This is a genomic window from Paenibacillus sp. GCM10027627, from assembly GCF_042675505.1.
Classification (GTDB): Bacteria; Bacillota; Bacilli; order Paenibacillales; family Paenibacillaceae; genus Pristimantibacillus.
The window spans coordinates 654,695-671,750 of the sequence record NZ_JBHTHB010000002.1; the positions used below are offsets into that span (position 1 = coordinate 654,695).

Consider the following 17,056-nt stretch of genomic DNA (forward strand, 5'->3'; position numbering starts at 1 on the left):
TTTCATTTGGAAGGGCTGTTTCTTTTTGGCGTTATGCATGCTTATACATAGCTCAGTGCATAAATGAATTCGGGAATGGATCATGGAGCAGGCCCCAATTCATCTCCATTTCATCTTCAGTAAGCAAGCAGCCATCCAGTTGTTCTGTCAAAAGCTCCCGATTCAACTTGATTCCGATCCAAACGATCTTGTTGATCCGATCGCCAAACCGGTCATCCCATCTCTCCGCCAGCTCTTGGTCGCTTAGCATAAGCTCCGCTCGTTCATCCTCCGGCAAAGAGGCCGCCCACAATCCCATAGGGCCAAACTGCACTGAAGGTCCCGCTTGGCTAATGCTTTGTGCCATACTCTCCCTTGTAGCGAGCCAGACAACCCCTTTAGCCCGCACGACTGACTCCGGCCACTGCTGCATCCAATCCATTAGACGGTCGGGATGGAACGGCCTTTTGCGTTCGTATACAAATGACGATATCCCATATTCCTCCGTCTCCGGCGTATGAACGGTAGATTCCAGCTCGCTAATCCACCCGGCTGACCGGCTCGCCTCATCAAAGTCGAACAGCCTCGTATTCAAAATCGCTTTTGGATCGATTCGCCCCTTTTCGCAACGAATCAGCTTAGCGCGTGGCTGCAGCGTCCGCAAAACCTGCTCTAATTCAGCAAGCTCCCCCTCGCCTACCAAATCGCACTTATTCAAAACAAGAACGTCGCAAAATTCGATTTGATCAATAAGCAGATCAGCCACATCTCTTGTATCTCCATCCCCTGCCGCCTGTTTGCGCTCCAAAAGCGACTCTCCCGAGGAATAGTCATGCCAAAACCGATAAGCGTCCACAACAGTAACCATACAGTCCAATGTACAATATTCGGCCAGATGTATCCCTTGCTTCTCGTCTTTAAACGTAAAGGTTTGCGCGACGGGAACCGGCTCTCCAATGCCCGTTGATTCAATGAGAATATAATCAAAACGCCCTTCCTCGGCAAGGCGCCGAACCTCATGCAGCAAGTCTTCCCTCAGCGTGCAGCAAATGCAGCCGTTCGACATTTCCACCAGCTTTTCGTCCGTCTGTGAAAGTGCTCCCCCTTGCCGGATAAGATCCCCGTCGATATTGACCTCTCCCAAGTCATTAACGATGACGGCTACTTTCAGCCCGTCCCGGTTGTTCAGCACATGATTTAAAATAGTCGTTTTTCCGGCTCCTAAATATCCGCTTAATACGGTCACGGGAATTTTGTTTCTGTTCATCTATCTCTTCCACCTTTTCTTATCATTTACTACGATTTATACTAGTTATCACTTTAATCGTAATAATTACTATTAAGGTTATCAGCCTCCTGTTGGCAAGTCAACCCCTCCCTTGCATATTCATTTAAAAGGCTATAGTCGAATGGCTAGCTTTGAACCAGCCAAAAGTAGCATCGCCGCTGAAAAAAATTGCACCCCATGCAAAAAAACCGCCCAAACGATATCCGGTTTCCCGGCATCATAAGGGCGGCCTCGCTCAGCCATCGTCATCCTATTCTTTTGCGTCTACTACTCATTGTCCATAACAAGCAAAACTTTACCCGTACTCTGTCTGCTCTCTACCCATTGATGCGCCGAAGCGGCCTCCTGCAGCGGAAACGTTCGATGAATAGCCACTTCAAGTTTGCCGCTCTCTATAAGCTTGAATACTTCAGCCGCGGTTTGGTGCAGCCGCTCAGGCCGTTTTTTCCTCGTTGTCCCAAAGCTGAATCCAAGAACGGAGCGGCAGCTGGCATGAAGGTCTTTTGTTTGCAGCCCGCTGTACGACCCGCTTGAATTGCCGAATACGACGAGTCTGCCAAAAGGGGCCAAACAAGAGAGGCTCTTATTGGTCATATCTCCTCCCAGCGAGTCCAAAATAACGTCCGCTCCCGCTCCTCCCGTTAGTTCGGCTATTTTGGCGGCCAAGTCCTCCGTTTCGTAACAGACAACCTCATCGGCCCCAGCCATTTTGGCCGCTTCGATTTTGTTCTCTGCGCCGACTGTACCAATAACGTTGCTTGCGCCAAGCGCCTTCGCGATTTGAATGGCCGTTGATCCTACTCCGCCCGCAGCCGAATGAATGAGGACCGTTTCACCGCTTTGCAAGCGGGCTACATCGGCGAGCAGCTGATAGGACAAAAAGGAAACAATGCCGTAGCCGCCAGCTGCCACAAGATCCAGTCCATCCGGTACGGGAAACGTCAAGCTTTCATCTGCTGCTGCATATTCCGCGTAGGAGCCTTGATGGGGAAAAGCGATGACGCGCTGGCCGGGCACAATGCTTGTAACGCTTTCCCCGACCGCCTCCACCACTCCCGCCGCTTCCAGCCCCGGAATAAAAGGGAGTTTCCCCTCACCCTTCTCCCCGCGTCTCGACTTAATATCCGCAAAATTAACGCTTGTTGCCTTCACTTTGATCAATACCTGATTTGGAGCAATCGACGGTATGTCCACTTCTGCATATTTCATAAAATCGGTTGGCCCGAATCCTTCCACTACAATCGCCTTCATCCTATCGTCCTCCTTGTCTGTACTCCTATTTCTACAGCTTTCAGAAATGTTCCTGCTAGCCGTCAAGCTCTTCTAGCCCCTTTCCATTTACTCGGCTTGGCTAGCAGTCAGATCATTTTAGGCACCTTTTCAATCACTGCGCCGGCTGGCAAATCACAAAAAAAGCCGCCGTTTATCGTAAACGATAAACGGCGGCTTGCCGATTCAGTTAAAGAGATTAGCCTTGAAGCAGCAATTGCTCCGGATCTTCGAGCATTTCCTTCACCGCTACGAGGAAACGAACAGCTTCGCTTCCGTCAACGATACGGTGGTCGTAGGAAAGGGCGATATACATCATCGGACGGTTTTCCATACGAGTTTCATCGATGGCTACCGGACGAATTTGAATCTTGTGCATGCCCAAAATGCCGACTTGCGGTGTATTCAAAATTGGCGTAGACAGCAAGGAGCCGAATACTCCGCCGTTTGTAATCGTAAAGCTTCCACCTTGCAAATCGCTAAGCGCAAGCGTGTTGGCGCGTGCTTTTTTCGCGAGATCGCCGATGTTTTTTTCGATTTCAGCAAAGCCAAGACGATCCGCATCGCGAACGACTGGAACGACAAGACCTTCTGGAGCCGATACCGCAATACCGATGTCAAAAAACTTTTTCACAACGATATCATCGCCATCGATTTCCGCATTCAGCAACGGGAATTGCTTAAGCGCGCCGACTACAGCCTTCGTGAAGAAGGACATAAAGCCGAGGTTCACTTCGTTTTTGTCGAAGAAGGATTGTTTGCGGCGCTTGCGCAGGTCAAGAATCGCCGTCATATCCACTTCGTTAAACGTTGTAAGCATAGCCGCTGTCCGTTGCGCTTCCACGAGACGATTGGCAATCGTCGCGCGGCGGCGGGACATGCGCTTGCGCTCAACCGGCTTGCCAGGGTTGCTTGCGCTTGCTGCCGGTGCAGCTTGTGCGGATGGTTGCGCCGCTGGAGCAGCCTTAGGCGCTGTCGCAGGAGCTTGTCCATGCGAGCGGACATCATCCGGGTAGATGCGTCCGATGCCGTCTTTGCCTTGTACTTGCGTCAAGTCGATGCCTTGCTCGCGAGCCAGCTTGCGTGCGGCAGGAGAAGCGTTCACCGAAGATGGCGGCGCTACTGCAACGGCAGCTGGAGTTACAGCTGCTGGAGCAGAGGTTGCAGCAGCCGCTGGAGGCGCCTCAACAGCTTTTGGCTGTTCCTGTGCCGGAGTCGCTGCTGGAGCGGCTCCGCCTGCGGAAGCGCCGATCGTTCCGATCGATTCGCCAACAAGGACTACTTCGCCATCTTTTTTAGCGATGCTCGATACAACGCCGCTGTTGTCCGCACTGATTTCGATATTTACTTTATCCGTTTCAAGCTCCAGAAGCACATCACCTTGATTTACGGTGTCGCCTTCCTTCACGAACCATTTCGTAATCGTTCCTTCGGAGATCGATTCTCCCAATTCCGGTACAATAATATCTGCCATTTGTAGCTACCCCCTGACCAAACTCGATTCGAATGGTTGACCATTCAAAGCGGAAGAAATAATCGCGTTCTGTTCTGCTGCGTGAATTTCTTGGTGACCGGTTGCTGTACTTGCGCGATCCGGGCGTCCGATGTAGCGGACTTGAACTTTGCCTGGCGCCAGTTCGCGTAAGCGAGGCTCCATGTAGAACCAAGATCCTTGGTTCTTAGGCTCTTCTTGAACCCATACAATTTCTTCGAGCTTAGGGAACTGGCTGATCACGCGCTCCAGCTCGGCCTTAGGCAGCGGGAAAAGCTGCTCGACGCGTGCAGTGCGAAGCCATCCATATTCGCCTTCGCTTGCCGAAGACATCGCTTCTTCCAAATCGATCATCACTTTGCCGGAACCAAGGATGAGACGTTTTACTTTGTCCTTGGCCGCCTTCGCTTCTGTAAAGCTGAATTGCGGCAGCACCGGCTTGAACGAACCTTCGCTCAGTTCCACGCCGTGCGAAGCTGCACGCGGGTTACGCAGCAAGCTCTTCGGCGCCATAAGAATGAGCGGACGCACGCTGTCGCTTCCTAGCATAGCCGCTTGCTTGCGCAGCAAGTGGAAGTATTGCGCCGACGTCGTCAAGTTCGCGACCGTCCAGTTGTTGTCCGCCGACAATTGCAGGAACCGTTCCAGACGAGCGCTGGAATGTTCCGGACCTTGGCCTTCGTAGCCATGCGGCAGAAGGACGGCAACGCCGGATTTTTGCGACCATTTTGCACGGCCGGAGCTCATGAATTGGTCGAAAATGACTTGCGCAACGTTGGAGAAATCGCCGAACTGCGCTTCCCAGATAACAAAAGTTTCAGGCGCAAATACGTTGTAGCCGTATTCGAAAGCAAGAACCGCCGTTTCCGACAACGGGCTGTTATGCACCGCGAAGGACGCTTTCGCTTGCGGGATAATATGCATAGAAGAAAACTTCTGAGCCGTTGCGTTGTCGTTAAGCATAATGTGGCGATGAGCAAACGTTCCGCGCTCGGAATCCTGGCCGCTTAGACGAATTGGAGTGCCGTCCGCTAAAATTGTAGCGAAAGCAAGCGCTTCGGCAGTTGCCCAATCCAGCTTTTCTCCATCGTTCAGGCTGGTTGCGCGGCGCTGCAAAATCCGTTGAAGCTTAGTATATTCCGTAAAGCCTTCCGGACGGTTAAGCAGTTCCAAATTGATTTCTTTCAACGTTTCAAGAGGTACTGCCGTACTTACGTCCTCCGGCACAATAACGCCTGTTTCGTGAGAAACTTGAACATGCGCTTTGCCTTCGTTCGCTTTCATAGCGTCGTAGCCTTCTTGAAGCGCTCCTGTCGTTTTATCGCGCAGCTGCTCCACTTGCTCTTCGGAGATCGTTTTCTCCGCTTTCAGCAAATTGGCGTACAGCGTCGCTACCGTAGGATGATTGCGAACTTTCGGATAAACGAGCGGTTGAGTGGCATCCGGATCGTCCATCTCGTTGTGGCCGTAACGGCGGTAGCCGATCAGGTCGATAACGAAACCTTTCTGGAAGCGCAAGCGATATTCGCATGCAAGACGTACCGCTGCGAGACATGCTTCCGGGTCGTCCGCGTTGACGTGAACGATTGGAATGTCGAAGCCTTTTGCCAAATCGCTCGCATAATAAGTAGAACGGGAGTCCACGCTGTTGGTCGTAAACCCAAGTCTGTTGTTTGCAATAATATGAAGCGTACCGCCGTTGCGGTAGCCTTGAAGATTGTTGAAGTTAAGCGTCTCGGCCACGATGCCTTCGCCGATAAACGCCGCATCCCCGTGCACGCACACCGTTACGGCGCTATCCGTATCCTGCGTCGGGAAACCCGGCTTGCTGCGGTCTTCCTGAGCCGCGCGTGTAAAGCCCTCGACTATCGGATTAATAAACTCCAAATGGCTCGGGTTGTTCGCAAGCGTTACTCTGGCGCGCACAGTCTCGCCTTCGGTAAATGAACGGTCTGCGCCCAAATGATATTTTACGTCGCCGGACCAGCCGTAGTTGATGCCAATCGATCCTTCAGAAGGAACCAGTTCCTTGTTCGGGGAATGATGGAATTCGGAAAAGATTTTTTCGTATGGTTTGCCAAGGACATGCGTAAGCACGTTTAGACGTCCCCGATGCGCCATGCCGATCAAAATATGTTGCGCGCCGTCGTGGGCTACCGCACGAATGATTTCATCCAGTACCGGAACGAGCATGTCAACGCCTTCAATAGAGAAACGCTTTTGACCTACGAATGTTTTGTGAATGAAGGTTTCAAATTGCTCCACTTGCATGAGCCGCTCCAGCAGCGCTTCCTTCTCTCTAGTAGACAAAGGAGCCGGGAACGAACCAGATTCCGCTTGCTTGTTAAGCCATGTTCGTTCGCTCTCGTCATGAATGTGCGTAAATTCATATGCAGCCGAACGGGTGTAAATTTCTCTGAGTCTCACGATAGCATCCCATCCATTCGACAACGAAGCGGGAGCATTGTCCCAAATCAGCGATGCCGGGATGGAGGCCAAATCTTCTTTCGTCAAGCCGAAAGTTTCAGGTTCAAGCAGCTTCGTATCGGCTGCCTGGCTAATGCCCAGCGGATTAATGTCCGCACCCAAATGGCCGTATCTGCGGATGTTCAGCATGAGCTGATGCGCGGCAACGACCTTCTTGAGCATGTTGCTGTCAATCGGACCGCTCAAAGCGGTAGCGGCTCCTGCTTGCGCTGCGCTCGTAGCCTGCGCTGCGACTGGCGCGGAAGCGGCTGTGGAAGGCGGCGCCCCCCATAGGTCGAACATTTCGCGAACCGAAGCCTCCACGGCATTCGGATCGTTTAGGAACAACTCATACTGCTCCTGCACATAACCAAGATTGGGACCATAGTAGCTTTTCCAAGGCGAAGAGTTGCGCTCATCATGGATGCTCATTGCAGAAAATTCCACCCTCTCTATTCATAACCATCCTATTATTTTCTATGGCGAACCATTCCATACATGTCCGCCCGGCCCTCCTCATTCCATTACGAATGAGGAGAAACCATTAACCGCCAATTGGCAGTAACGTAGCTTCTTCATATTTTAGTACATTAAGCGCTTGCCATCCATAATCATATTGGCATCGGTTTCATACGTTTTAAGCATCAATAAAGGGGCCCTGCCCTCATATTTGCGATGAATGGTTATTTGATCTATCTAATCCCGCTATGCTTCGAATTTTAATAGACGTTAATCTTTTATTTTTAGCTGTGAAAACAAACCACAAAGGCCGTCCCGGCATTTGCCGAAACGGGCAAACGGGACAGCCTCTTATTGCCTATTGCGGCTATTTCCGACGGTTCAGCGCTTTTTCAATGTATTCCGAAGCAAGAGGTACTTTACAAGCCGTCTTCCCCATATTTACGTGCACTTTTCCGATAGAGACCGCGGTTTCCTTCGCTTCCTCCATCAGGTCCGGAACATAAATGCCGACCGAGATGACAAAGCCGTTCATCGCATAACGTACCCGGTTTTGCTCGCCATGAATGTGAGCGCCTGCGCGTTCCAGCAAGCCGCCGATCTCATCCATCGAAAGCTCTCCTGCCTGAGCATTCGCCAGCACGAGGGACCATACGCTCCAGCCGCAAGCCGCCACCATCTCCGCGGGAGAATCGATCCACTCCCTAGCAAGCTCTAGAGCAAACAGGCTTTTCGCCGCAACCCCAGCCACTGTAAACTCGGCAAGCCCATAGCTGTAAGCTTCGCTCACCCATTGTTGAAGCAGCTCCTTGGACATCAGCTTTGGGTCGATGCAAAGCCCCGCCAAATACATGGCATCCGAGTTGCCCGATTCAAACAATTGTTCGGAGAGGGCCTGATCTTTGCCGATGGTTTTGACCAGCTTTTTTAAATCGCCGGTTTTCACCCCAAAAAGCGGCTCCATGGCGCCATGTTTTATATAAGTACTTTTCGTTTGCTCGCTGCCCAGCTTCTCCAGCTCTTGCATCACTTCATCAAATGTCATCGCGCGCGCCTCCCGTAAAACCGTTAACCGTCCTATTTTTTCGCCGTCAGCTCGACCAGCGTTCTAACCATAACTCCTGTACCGCCCTTCGGCTCCCAGCCTCTGGCTCCTTCCAGCCAAGCGGTACCGCCGATATCGAGATGCACCCATGGCAAGCCTTCTGCAAAATGGCCGATAAACAGCCCGCCCGAGCTTGCTCCGCCATAACGTCCGCCGCTGTTTTTCAAGTCGGCTGCATCGCTTCTAAGCGATTTTTTGAATTCCGGATAAGCAGGCAGCTGCCAAATGCGCTCGCCAGCTCGCACTCCCGCTTCGGCAACCTCCGCCATCAGAGCCTCATTGTTCGTGACGGCACCGGTAGCTTCAAAGCCAAGCGTTACCATGACGGCGCCCGTCAGCGTCGCTACGTCCACCAGTTTGGTCGCCCCTCTGCGAATAGCGGTCGTCAACCCGTCGGCCAGCACAACGCGTCCTTCTGCGTCCGTATTGACGACTTCAACCGTATAACCGCTCATCGTGCGAATGACATCGCCAGGCTTGATGGCCCGGTCGGAAGGCATATTTTCAGCGGCGGGAATGACGGCCAGCACATTCACTTCAGCCTTCAGCTCCGCAAGCGCGCGAACAGCGCCAAGAACAGCAGCGGCACCGCCCATATCCGAAATCATCTCTTCCATTCCCGGTGCTTTTTTAAGAGAAATGCCACCCGTGTCAAACGTAATTCCTTTTCCGATCAATCCCCATACATCCTTCGACTCAGGTGCCCCTTTATAATGGACAACAATCATTCTAGGCGGATTTACACTGCCTTGACCAATACCTAGCAACCCGCCCATGCCTTGTTCGGCGGCCGACCACTCGTCGATCACTTCAATTTCCAAATCGAACTCGGTCGCCAGTTCTTCCGCATGGAAGGCGAGCCGCTCCGGAGTCAAATCGTTGCCGGGCAAATTCGTCAAATCTCTTGCGTATGCCACGGCTTCCGCCACCACTTTTCCTTTGCTGATGCCGCTCTCCCACTCCGAAGCTTCTCCAAGCTCAGCCGCCGAATGTTCATCCGGTCTAAAAGCAATTTCAAGCAAAGCAAAACGGTCCTTGCTTTCCTTTTTCAAAGGCTGACGGTCATGCAGCGCCAGCAGCAGCCCCTCCGTTATCGCCTGAGCGGCAGCCGAAGCTGAAGTCGTCCCTTCGCCCAGCCATACCGGCTGAACGGCTACTTCCGCTTTGTTCACGCGGATGCTCTTCAGCGCCTTTGCCGCTGCCGCTGCGGCATGCCGCAATCCATCCGTTCCGGAGCCCGGAACAAAACCGACAAATACAATATACGAAGCCTCATGCAGCCCTAAAGTCGGGATAACCTCCGTTTGTTCAGGCTTGCCTTGAAACAGCCCTTTTTCAAAGCTGCTCCGCAAGAGCGCATCAATTTGTGGATGAATAAATGAAGTGCCGGCATCCTTCAGTTCATGCTCGGCTACAAACCGGATCAGCGCTTCCGCCGCCGGTGCTTCCGCCGCCGGTGCTTCCGCTCGCTTCGCGCCATATGTAAATGATGTTGTCATCGCCTAATCCCTCGCTTTAATGAAAATATAAAAAAAATCGGGGCAATAAACCCCGATTCGATTCTAACCCTTTATTCCGCCAAAGGCAAATAAACGATAAATTCCGTTCCATCTCCTACTTGGCTGTCCACGCGGATCGTTCCGCCATGGTTGCGGATAATGCGGTAACTGACGGATAAGCCAAGCCCCGTTCCCGCCTGCTTCGTCGTAAAAAAAGGATCGAAAAGCTTGCTCATCGTCGCTTTGTCCATCCCTTTTCCGTTATCTCTAATTTTCACCTGTACGTATTGCCCATCGCTGTTCAAAGAGATATCGATTCTGCCTCTGCGCTCCCCTTGCACTTCCTCTACGGCGTCTAAAGAGTTTTTTACGATATTTAAAATAACCTGCTTCACCTGTTTAATATCGATAGCGACCAGCGCTGTTTTATGGTACGACTCTACCGTAATTTCGCAATTGCGCAGCAGCGACTCGCTTTCCGTCAGCATCACAACCTCCCGGATCAGATGATCGATGGCAGCGGACTGCTTCATTGGCGCTGACGGTTTCGAGGAGTTCAAAAACTCGTAAATAATTTCATTCGCGCGGTCGATTTCCGTTAAAATGATTCTCGCATATTCTTCTTTCCCCACTTCAAGCAAATAAGGTCTCAGCAGCTGAATAAACCCTCTTATGCTCGTAAGCGGATTCCGAATTTCATGCGCGATAGCCGCCGCAATTTTGCCCAGCATGGCCAGCTTGTCATTTTGCAAAGCGCTCTGTTCGATCTGCTTGTATTCCGATACATCCTTGACGCTGAACAAAAATTCTCCGTCCAGCTGATCGCCGTAGGTAACAGTTGCCAGAAGATGTTTTCCATCCTTGTACTGAAACTCGAAATAACGGCTCCGCTTCAAAAACATTTCCTTGTAAAGCCTCAAAATCGTCCGCTTCGTGCTGATCGCAAGCTTTGGATGAAGCAGAATTTCCCTCATGTTGCAGCCAACGAGCGTTTTCCTCGGAATGTCGAGGAGCTTGGCCATTTGCACGTTAATAAAAGACAAAATTCCGTCGCTGTCAAACAAGGCGATGCCGCTGTCCATATGTTGCAACACGTTTTCATATTTGTTTTTAACCCGTTCAAACGACCGGTCCGATCGCAGCATCATTTCTCTCATTTCCAGAAGCCTTTGCCCTGTTGCCGACTCAATAATTTCACCCTTCGAATCGATCTCCACTTTAAATCGGAACGCTACCATCAGCTCCATTAAAAAAAGGAAGGATCTGTGATAAAGCTGGATCGCATCCTTTGATTCTACGTTAGCCGCTAGCTCCTGTATGCATTCTTCATGGACAGCGATGATTTCTTCCGGATGAAAGCCGTTAAGCTCTTTGCCTAGCTCGTTAGCATGAATAAGCGATGCTTCCTTACCACCCCGGATATACTCGGCAAGCGCCGGGAAATAACGCTTTCGAATGGCTTGCATCTACTACTCCTCCCCGGCAAAACTATGTATTTCGCACAACTGGATTCACTTACCACCTATCATAGGTTTAGTTTACAAAGACTGTCAATCGGAAATCCTGTCGAAAAACGCCTCGCCTACCGTCGATAACGCTCGTTTTTTGGGGAAGCGCAAATGGACCCGGCTGCTTGGCTGCCAGGACTTTTTTCCTACAAAAACATTTAACTCTATTCTTTTCGATGATCAAAACGCCATCTAATCGTCATCGCCCCGTTCGTCATCGTCTCTCTCCCGATGGCTTCGCTCGTCTTCATCGTCACGGTTTTTTTCTCCTTGTCCCCCTCCGTTTCCATTTTGATGTTGCTCACCTTGTTTGCTTCCCCCTCGTTTATCTCCTTCGTCACGATCATCCCGTTCATCATCATCATCGTCATTTTGATTATTTTTGTTCCGCTCGCCGCTCGGGCTTTTGCCATTACGCCGATCATCGCCCTCGTCATCGCGATCTTCTTCCTTGCCGTGGTTATGCTTGCCGCTATCCTTGCCGCCTTTGCGGTTGCCATTACGGTCATCGTCAACCCCACGATCATGATCGTCGTCCCCGTCATCGCGATCCCTGTCTCCGCCTCTTCCATGGTCATCGTCATCATCATCGTTACGATGGCCGCTTCCTCGGCGGTCGTCATCATCGTCGTCATCGTCATGACGGTCCTTGCTGCCGTTTGGTTTCCATGGCTTTGCAGAAGTTGACGGCTTGAGGGACGGCTTTGAGGACGGTTTGACAGATGGCTTTGGAGTCGGTTTAGCGACAACCGCCTTGCCAGATTCCGAAGACCCAGAAGGTTTAGGCGTCTTGTTTCCCGAACCGGTAGCCGGTTTATTTTCAGAATTGCTCGTTGCTTTAGCTCCGGCACTCTTTTCCTTTTCCAAAAGCTTTTGCAGATTTTCCTTTGTGCCCACAGCCGTTTGACTTGTCATCATCGACTGCAAACCGCCCATCGGCTCCGCCAGCTCCTTGACCGTGCGCTCTTTCAGTTCTGACAGCTCAAGCACATAACCGTTGTCTTTAGCCATCAAATACAGGGCCATCTTTCCGGAGGATACGCCGTTTGCGTCGGCCTCGGTCCTTAATTCTTGCGGAATGGATAATGTCGCAATGCTGACCTTCCCCCCAAGAACAGATCCGTGCTGAACGATCCAATCCTGCAGTCTTTGATCAAGCTTTCCGGTTAGCGCGGATTCAAATCCATCATCCGGCTTCTTTTTCCCATTGAGCAAAAGGCTCGTAATTAAAATCTCTTGATCAGGTAAGTCCAAATAATGGGCGCCGCTCGCTTTGTCCAAAATGGCGGAAGCAACGTCATCCACATGAACTCCCTTATAATGAATCCCTTCTATGATCCTTTTTCCATCATCATTCAGCGCTCTTAGCTTGCGCACCTTCTCTTTGCTGTCCACGCCGATTTCGATGCTCGGATTAATGTCCATAGTCAAATAAGCAACGACGGGATTCGCCTGCTGAATTCCGTAGATCAAACCAGACAAGACGATTAGGCATAAAAGAGCGGCTGCCCCAGCATAACGCTGAATTTGGCGATTCCAGCGAGGACGCCTTGCAATCGTTTCTTCTTCGAATACAATCTCTTCCCCGATTTGCGGCGAGCCATGAAGCGGCGCGCGGACGAACCGGCCGTCGGCCGTCATGACGACCGCATGTTTAGCTTCTATGCTCATAACGATCCCGCGCTTCATCCGCCTACCTCCTCGCCAGTTTTCGCTTCTTCCTTGCCTATCGTCAAATAATCCTTCATATAAGGGTATGTGCCTGATAATACAAGCGCAATCGAAATAATATATTTGCGGTTGCGCTCGACCGTTTTGCGGGAAACGCCGCTTGCATTCATCAACTCTTTGACCGGCAGTCTACCCGTGGCACGCAGTCCCTCCAGCAACGCCTCGTCATTGGCGAGCATGGATGCAATTCCAATCAGCATTTTTCTAGAATCCGCATGCTTGGGCGATTGCTCTACCAGCTCCGCAAATGAAATGCCAAACTCTTCAAGCTCTTGATTCAGTCCGGCAATTTCCGCTTTGCGGTCATTTTCGAATCCTTTAGCCTCATGAGCTGCCATCGCCCTCATCGTATCGAGAGCATTGTAAACGGATCCGTCATCGCCTTCAGAGTCGTAAGCGCTGTACGGCACAACTTGAAGATGTCTTTGTTCTTTTCGCGCATGGTCAATAAGCCGACGTTGAATCACGGTTTTTGCGAAACCGAGAAACGAAGCTCCAGCCGCGCTGTCGTACTGCTCAATCGCTTCGTTAAAAGCGAGCAGCGCCACACTGAATTCATCGTCCACTCCCGGCTCTATATACCGTTTGCAAAATCTGCTTGTTACTTTAGCTATGTATGGATAATACTCGGCGATAAATTGCTCGCGCAGCCTTTCGTCGCCCAGTTTGATTTTCAAAACATATTGTTCCGGTTCCAGTCTCGGCTGGGATGAAGACGCCGTTTTGGAGGGAACCGATTTCCGTAAGAAACGTTTGAACAGGATCAGCAACAATCGCTCCACCTCACTACTAAATCAATTCGTTGCACCGCTCCCGGTTTCCGGGGGTACACATTAAAAAAAGTTAATGTTTATTGCAAATTAGGCATACAAACAGAAAAGCCTCCGCGAGGGAGGCCTTTAATTTCCCAACTTTCATACAGACGAACGTCTTCGCTGAAGCTTATTGCGCCGGTTAGCAAGTACAATAAGCCGTTTTTTCAGCTCCGCCTGCCATTCCTTATCATCAATAGCCTGTGCAAAACTAAGCAAATCAAGCGAATTGTCGATTTGGCTTCTGACGATGTCGATTGGCTCTTCACTTTCATGATTTACACAATTGTTCAACAGTTCGGCACCGTCTTGATCGACATAATCTTCAAAGTCAACCTCCGCGGCGCCGTCGCCATGCGCATACTCGGCAAGAATATCGTATTCCTGCTGAGCCAAGTAATGAACCTCCACCCCATGGCATACTGGGCAAAAGGCAATCGGCACATTATGAATTTGCGTTCGGTTGTGCTTTAAGGTTCCTCTCGTTCCAATCATACTGGCACCACAGCAGAAGCTCATAACGGCACTCTCCTAACTTTGTAAGCCTTCGCTTGTCATTCGCGGATAGCGGGAAAGAGACTTCAACTAAATCGGTTTTATTAATTATGTATTCGTTGTCATTCCTCTAAATTCCTGCCCTAAGCGCAATCATTAATAATTCCTCATATGCCCCGGGAAAAAGCAATGGACATGCTCCCCCATCCGGGATGGAATAAGCATGTCCATTGAAACTTGTCGAAAATTGAATTATTTGGCAGCCAAATGACTTTGCCCGGGTTTCCAGTTCATAGGACAAAGCCCGCCGGATTGAAGAGCCTGCAAAACGCGAAGCGTCTCTTCCACGCTGCGGCCTACATTATTGTGATTCACTACTTGATATTTGATTTCGCCTTCCGGATCAACAATGAACAGCCCTCGAAGAGCGATGCCTTCCTCCTCGATCAATACGCCGTATTCCCGGGCTACGCTTTTTGTAAGATCCGCAGCAAGCGGAAAGTTCAGCGGGCCAAGGCCATTGTCTTTCACGGGCGTATTAATCCATGCACGATGGCTGTGTTTGCTGTCCACGCTAACGCCAAGGATTTCCGTATTCAAATTTTCGAATTCCTTTGCCGCTTCGCTAAGCGCCGTGATCTCAGTTGGACAAACAAATGTAAAATCAAGCGGATAAAAAAACAATACCAGCCATTTGCCTTTGTAATCGGCCAGAGATGCCATGCCAAAATCTTGCCCGTTGCCGGTCGCGGTTTCCATCGTGAAATCAGGAGCGGGGCGGCCTACCAAACGATCTGCCATCTTGTATCCTCCTTGACCTATCCTCTTTTTATGAAAAAAACCCATTTTGTGGAATGGGTTTTCTTGCTTGGATAGTATCATCAGGAAGACAAGCAGTCAAGATTATAGAAAATAGCTATTTGAAATAGATGGCGTTTGGCGTTTATTATTTTTTCATAGCGGCTACAATGAGATCGCCCATTGCGCTTGTTCCAATCGCTTTGCTCTTGTCTACCGCAATGTCGCCCGTACGGTGACCGGCATCCAATACTTCTTTTACCGCGTCTTCGATCGATTTTGCAGCCTCATGGTAGCCGAACGTCAAGCGGAACATAAGCGCTACGGATAAAACAGTTGCAATTGGATTGGAAATGCCTTGTCCTGCAATGTCGGGAGCGGAGCCGTGTACGGGCTCGTACAGTCCGAAGCTTCCTTCACCAAGCGAAGCCGAGGACAACATGCCGATCGAGCCTGTCAGCATAGCCGCTTCGTCGCTCAAAATATCGCCGAACATATTTTCAGTTACAATGACGTCGAAGCTGGACGGACGACGCAGCAATTGCATCGCACAGTTGTCGACGAGTACATGCTCAAGTTCCACTTCTGGATATTCAACTGCTACCCGGTTTACCACTTCGCGCCACAAGCGGGAAGTTTCCAGTACGTTCGCTTTGTCAACGGAAGCCAGACGTTTGTCGCGCGTCATCGCAATGTCAAAGGCTTGGCGGACGATCCGCTCCACTTCTTGCACATTGTAAACGCAAGTGTCAACCGCTTCTTCGCCATGAGCGCCTTCGCGGCGGAATTTCTCGCCGAAGTAGATGCCGCCCGTCAGTTCGCGAACGACGATCAGGTCCGTTCCTTCCAGCACTTCAGGCTTCAGCGTCGATGCTTCTTTCAAGCAGTCGAACACTGTTGCCGGACGAATATTTGAAAATAGGCCCAATGCTTTGCGAATGCCCAGCAAGCCCGTTTCCGGACGAAGCTCCTTGGAATTGTTATCCCATTTCGGGCCGCCTACCGCGCCAAGCAATACAGCGTCAGCCGATTGACATAGCTCCAGCGTTTCCTGAGGAAGCGGAGTGCCTTTTTCGTCAATGGCGATTCCGCCGAACAAACCATGCTCCGTTTCAAATTGATATCCGAACAGCTCTTCTGTTTTTTTCAATACTTTCAAAGCTTCTCCCACAACTTCGGGACCGATGCCGTCTCCGCCTAAAACCGCAATTTTTTTCACTTCTGACATATCGTTTCAACTCTCCTCTATATCATTCTCAGTCTATTATCATTTGTACCATAAATAAGAGATAAAGACTAAGATATAAAATCTATGGGCTTTATAGTATTTAACTATAAGCTTATGCCGCTTTTCAATGACTCGCCTTTTCCTCTTTTTTGCAACTTGTCCCCTTTTATTTTCGTTTAAATTTAATGGTTGCCTGAAACACGTGCTTGATGGGAGGGTTTAAGCTTCGATTCTTACATGACACATTTCAAAAATGTTTTATAGCAAATTAAGGGAGAGGGTAGAGAATGAACCTGAGTGGACTGCTGAGCGAAAGAAATAAAGCCCGACTCCTGTTCGGAGCTTATGCGCTGACCATACTCATTTTCCAAAACAATTATTTCTTTATGGTATTCAACTTGTTTTTAGCTTTTGCCGCGCTTGAAATTTCTTATTTATTGCCTTTATTTCGATCAAAATCGAAAATTGAGCTGCCAGCACAGCTTCTCGTTTACCTCGTCTTTTTGCTCATGTCGCCAAACGTGTTTTACATGGTTACAGATTTGATCCATCTGAATGCCTTCCGCTTCAAGTATTGGAACGGGCTCTACTTAAAAGAATGGCTTAATTTCACTCTTCTCGTCTCAGGTGTCATGATTGCCGTATATTATTACTCCCTTATGATTAAGGGGTTAAAAAGGCTGCTGTCCGGCAGCAAATGGGGCCTTCCCATTTTGCTGTTGTTTATCGTCCTTGGCAGTGTAGGCATTTATATCGGACGGTTTCTCCGGTTTCATTCCGTTCATTTGTTTACCGAACCGTTTTCGCTGATCGAGCAATTTTTTGCTTCCTTGTCAAAGGATGCTTTGTTGTTTATAGGATTCATAACCGTGCTCCAGCTTTTAGTTATTTGGATGTTTGCGAGTCGGGAGAAGGAGGTATAAAGGG

The 17,056-nt window shown here is 50.2% G+C and carries 13 protein-coding genes; 1 reads left to right on the plus strand and 12 read right to left on the minus strand.

What is annotated here, in order from left to right:
* Positions 1 to 52: 52 nt before the first annotated feature.
* The 12 genes from ACFQZE_RS10935 to leuB all read right to left on the minus strand — a co-directional run bounded on the left by ACFQZE_RS10935 (position 53) and on the right by leuB (position 16,129).
* Positions 53 to 1,246, minus strand: a complete 1,194-nt coding sequence (locus ACFQZE_RS10935; RefSeq protein ID WP_379356682.1) for a GTP-binding protein — start codon at positions 1,244 to 1,246, stop codon at positions 53 to 55.
* A gap of 288 nt (positions 1,247 to 1,534) precedes the next feature.
* Positions 1,535 to 2,518, minus strand: coding sequence for a quinone oxidoreductase family protein (locus ACFQZE_RS10940; RefSeq protein WP_379356684.1), 984 nt, complete (start codon positions 2,516 to 2,518; stop codon positions 1,535 to 1,537).
* Positions 2,519 to 2,735: 217 nt separating this feature from the next.
* Complete coding sequence (odhB, locus tag ACFQZE_RS10945) at positions 2,736 to 4,010, minus strand: 2-oxoglutarate dehydrogenase complex dihydrolipoyllysine-residue succinyltransferase (RefSeq protein ID WP_379356686.1); 1,275 nt, start codon at positions 4,008 to 4,010, stop codon at positions 2,736 to 2,738.
* A 6-nt stretch (positions 4,011 to 4,016) separates the two neighbouring features.
* Positions 4,017 to 6,926 carry a 2-oxoglutarate dehydrogenase E1 component gene (locus tag ACFQZE_RS10950; RefSeq protein ID WP_379356688.1) on the minus strand — a complete coding sequence of 970 codons (2,910 nt, stop codon included), beginning with the start codon at positions 6,924 to 6,926 and terminating at the stop codon, positions 4,017 to 4,019.
* A gap of 394 nt (positions 6,927 to 7,320) precedes the next feature.
* A complete protein-coding gene (locus ACFQZE_RS10955; protein ID WP_379356690.1) occupies positions 7,321 to 7,998 on the minus strand; it encodes a DNA alkylation repair protein in 678 nt (225 codons plus the stop codon).
* Between the two features lie 32 nt (positions 7,999 to 8,030).
* Complete coding sequence (locus ACFQZE_RS10960) at positions 8,031 to 9,557, minus strand: leucyl aminopeptidase (RefSeq protein ID WP_379356692.1); 1,527 nt, start codon at positions 9,555 to 9,557, stop codon at positions 8,031 to 8,033.
* Positions 9,558 to 9,628: 71 nt separating this feature from the next.
* Positions 9,629 to 11,023: an ATP-binding protein gene (locus tag ACFQZE_RS10965; protein WP_379356694.1), complete on the minus strand. Its 1,395-nt coding sequence runs from the start codon at positions 11,021 to 11,023 to the stop codon at positions 9,629 to 9,631.
* Positions 11,024 to 11,257: 234 nt separating this feature from the next.
* Complete coding sequence (locus ACFQZE_RS10970) at positions 11,258 to 12,754, minus strand: anti-sigma factor domain-containing protein (protein WP_379356696.1); 1,497 nt, start codon at positions 12,752 to 12,754, stop codon at positions 11,258 to 11,260.
* Positions 12,751 to 13,566, minus strand: a complete 816-nt coding sequence (gene sigI, locus ACFQZE_RS10975) for an RNA polymerase sigma factor SigI (RefSeq protein WP_379356698.1) — start codon at positions 13,564 to 13,566, stop codon at positions 12,751 to 12,753. Before sigI ends, ACFQZE_RS10970 begins: the two co-directional genes overlap by 4 nt.
* A gap of 144 nt (positions 13,567 to 13,710) precedes the next feature.
* A complete protein-coding gene (locus tag ACFQZE_RS10980) occupies positions 13,711 to 14,127 on the minus strand; it encodes a hypothetical protein (RefSeq protein ID WP_379356700.1) in 417 nt (138 codons plus the stop codon).
* Positions 14,128 to 14,355: 228 nt separating this feature from the next.
* A complete protein-coding gene (locus ACFQZE_RS10985) occupies positions 14,356 to 14,904 on the minus strand; it encodes a peroxiredoxin (protein WP_379356702.1) in 549 nt (182 codons plus the stop codon).
* 145 nt (positions 14,905 to 15,049) lie between these two features.
* Positions 15,050 to 16,129 (minus strand): 3-isopropylmalate dehydrogenase, encoded by a 1,080-nt coding sequence (gene leuB, locus ACFQZE_RS10990; protein WP_379356704.1) that lies wholly within the window; start codon positions 16,127 to 16,129, stop codon positions 15,050 to 15,052.
* 287 nt (positions 16,130 to 16,416) lie between these two features.
* Here leuB and ACFQZE_RS10995 point away from each other — a divergent pair, with 287 nt between their 5' ends.
* Positions 16,417 to 17,052 (plus strand): DUF1361 domain-containing protein, encoded by a 636-nt coding sequence (locus ACFQZE_RS10995; RefSeq protein WP_379356706.1) that lies wholly within the window; start codon positions 16,417 to 16,419, stop codon positions 17,050 to 17,052.
* The last annotated feature ends 4 nt before the right edge of the window (positions 17,053 to 17,056 follow it).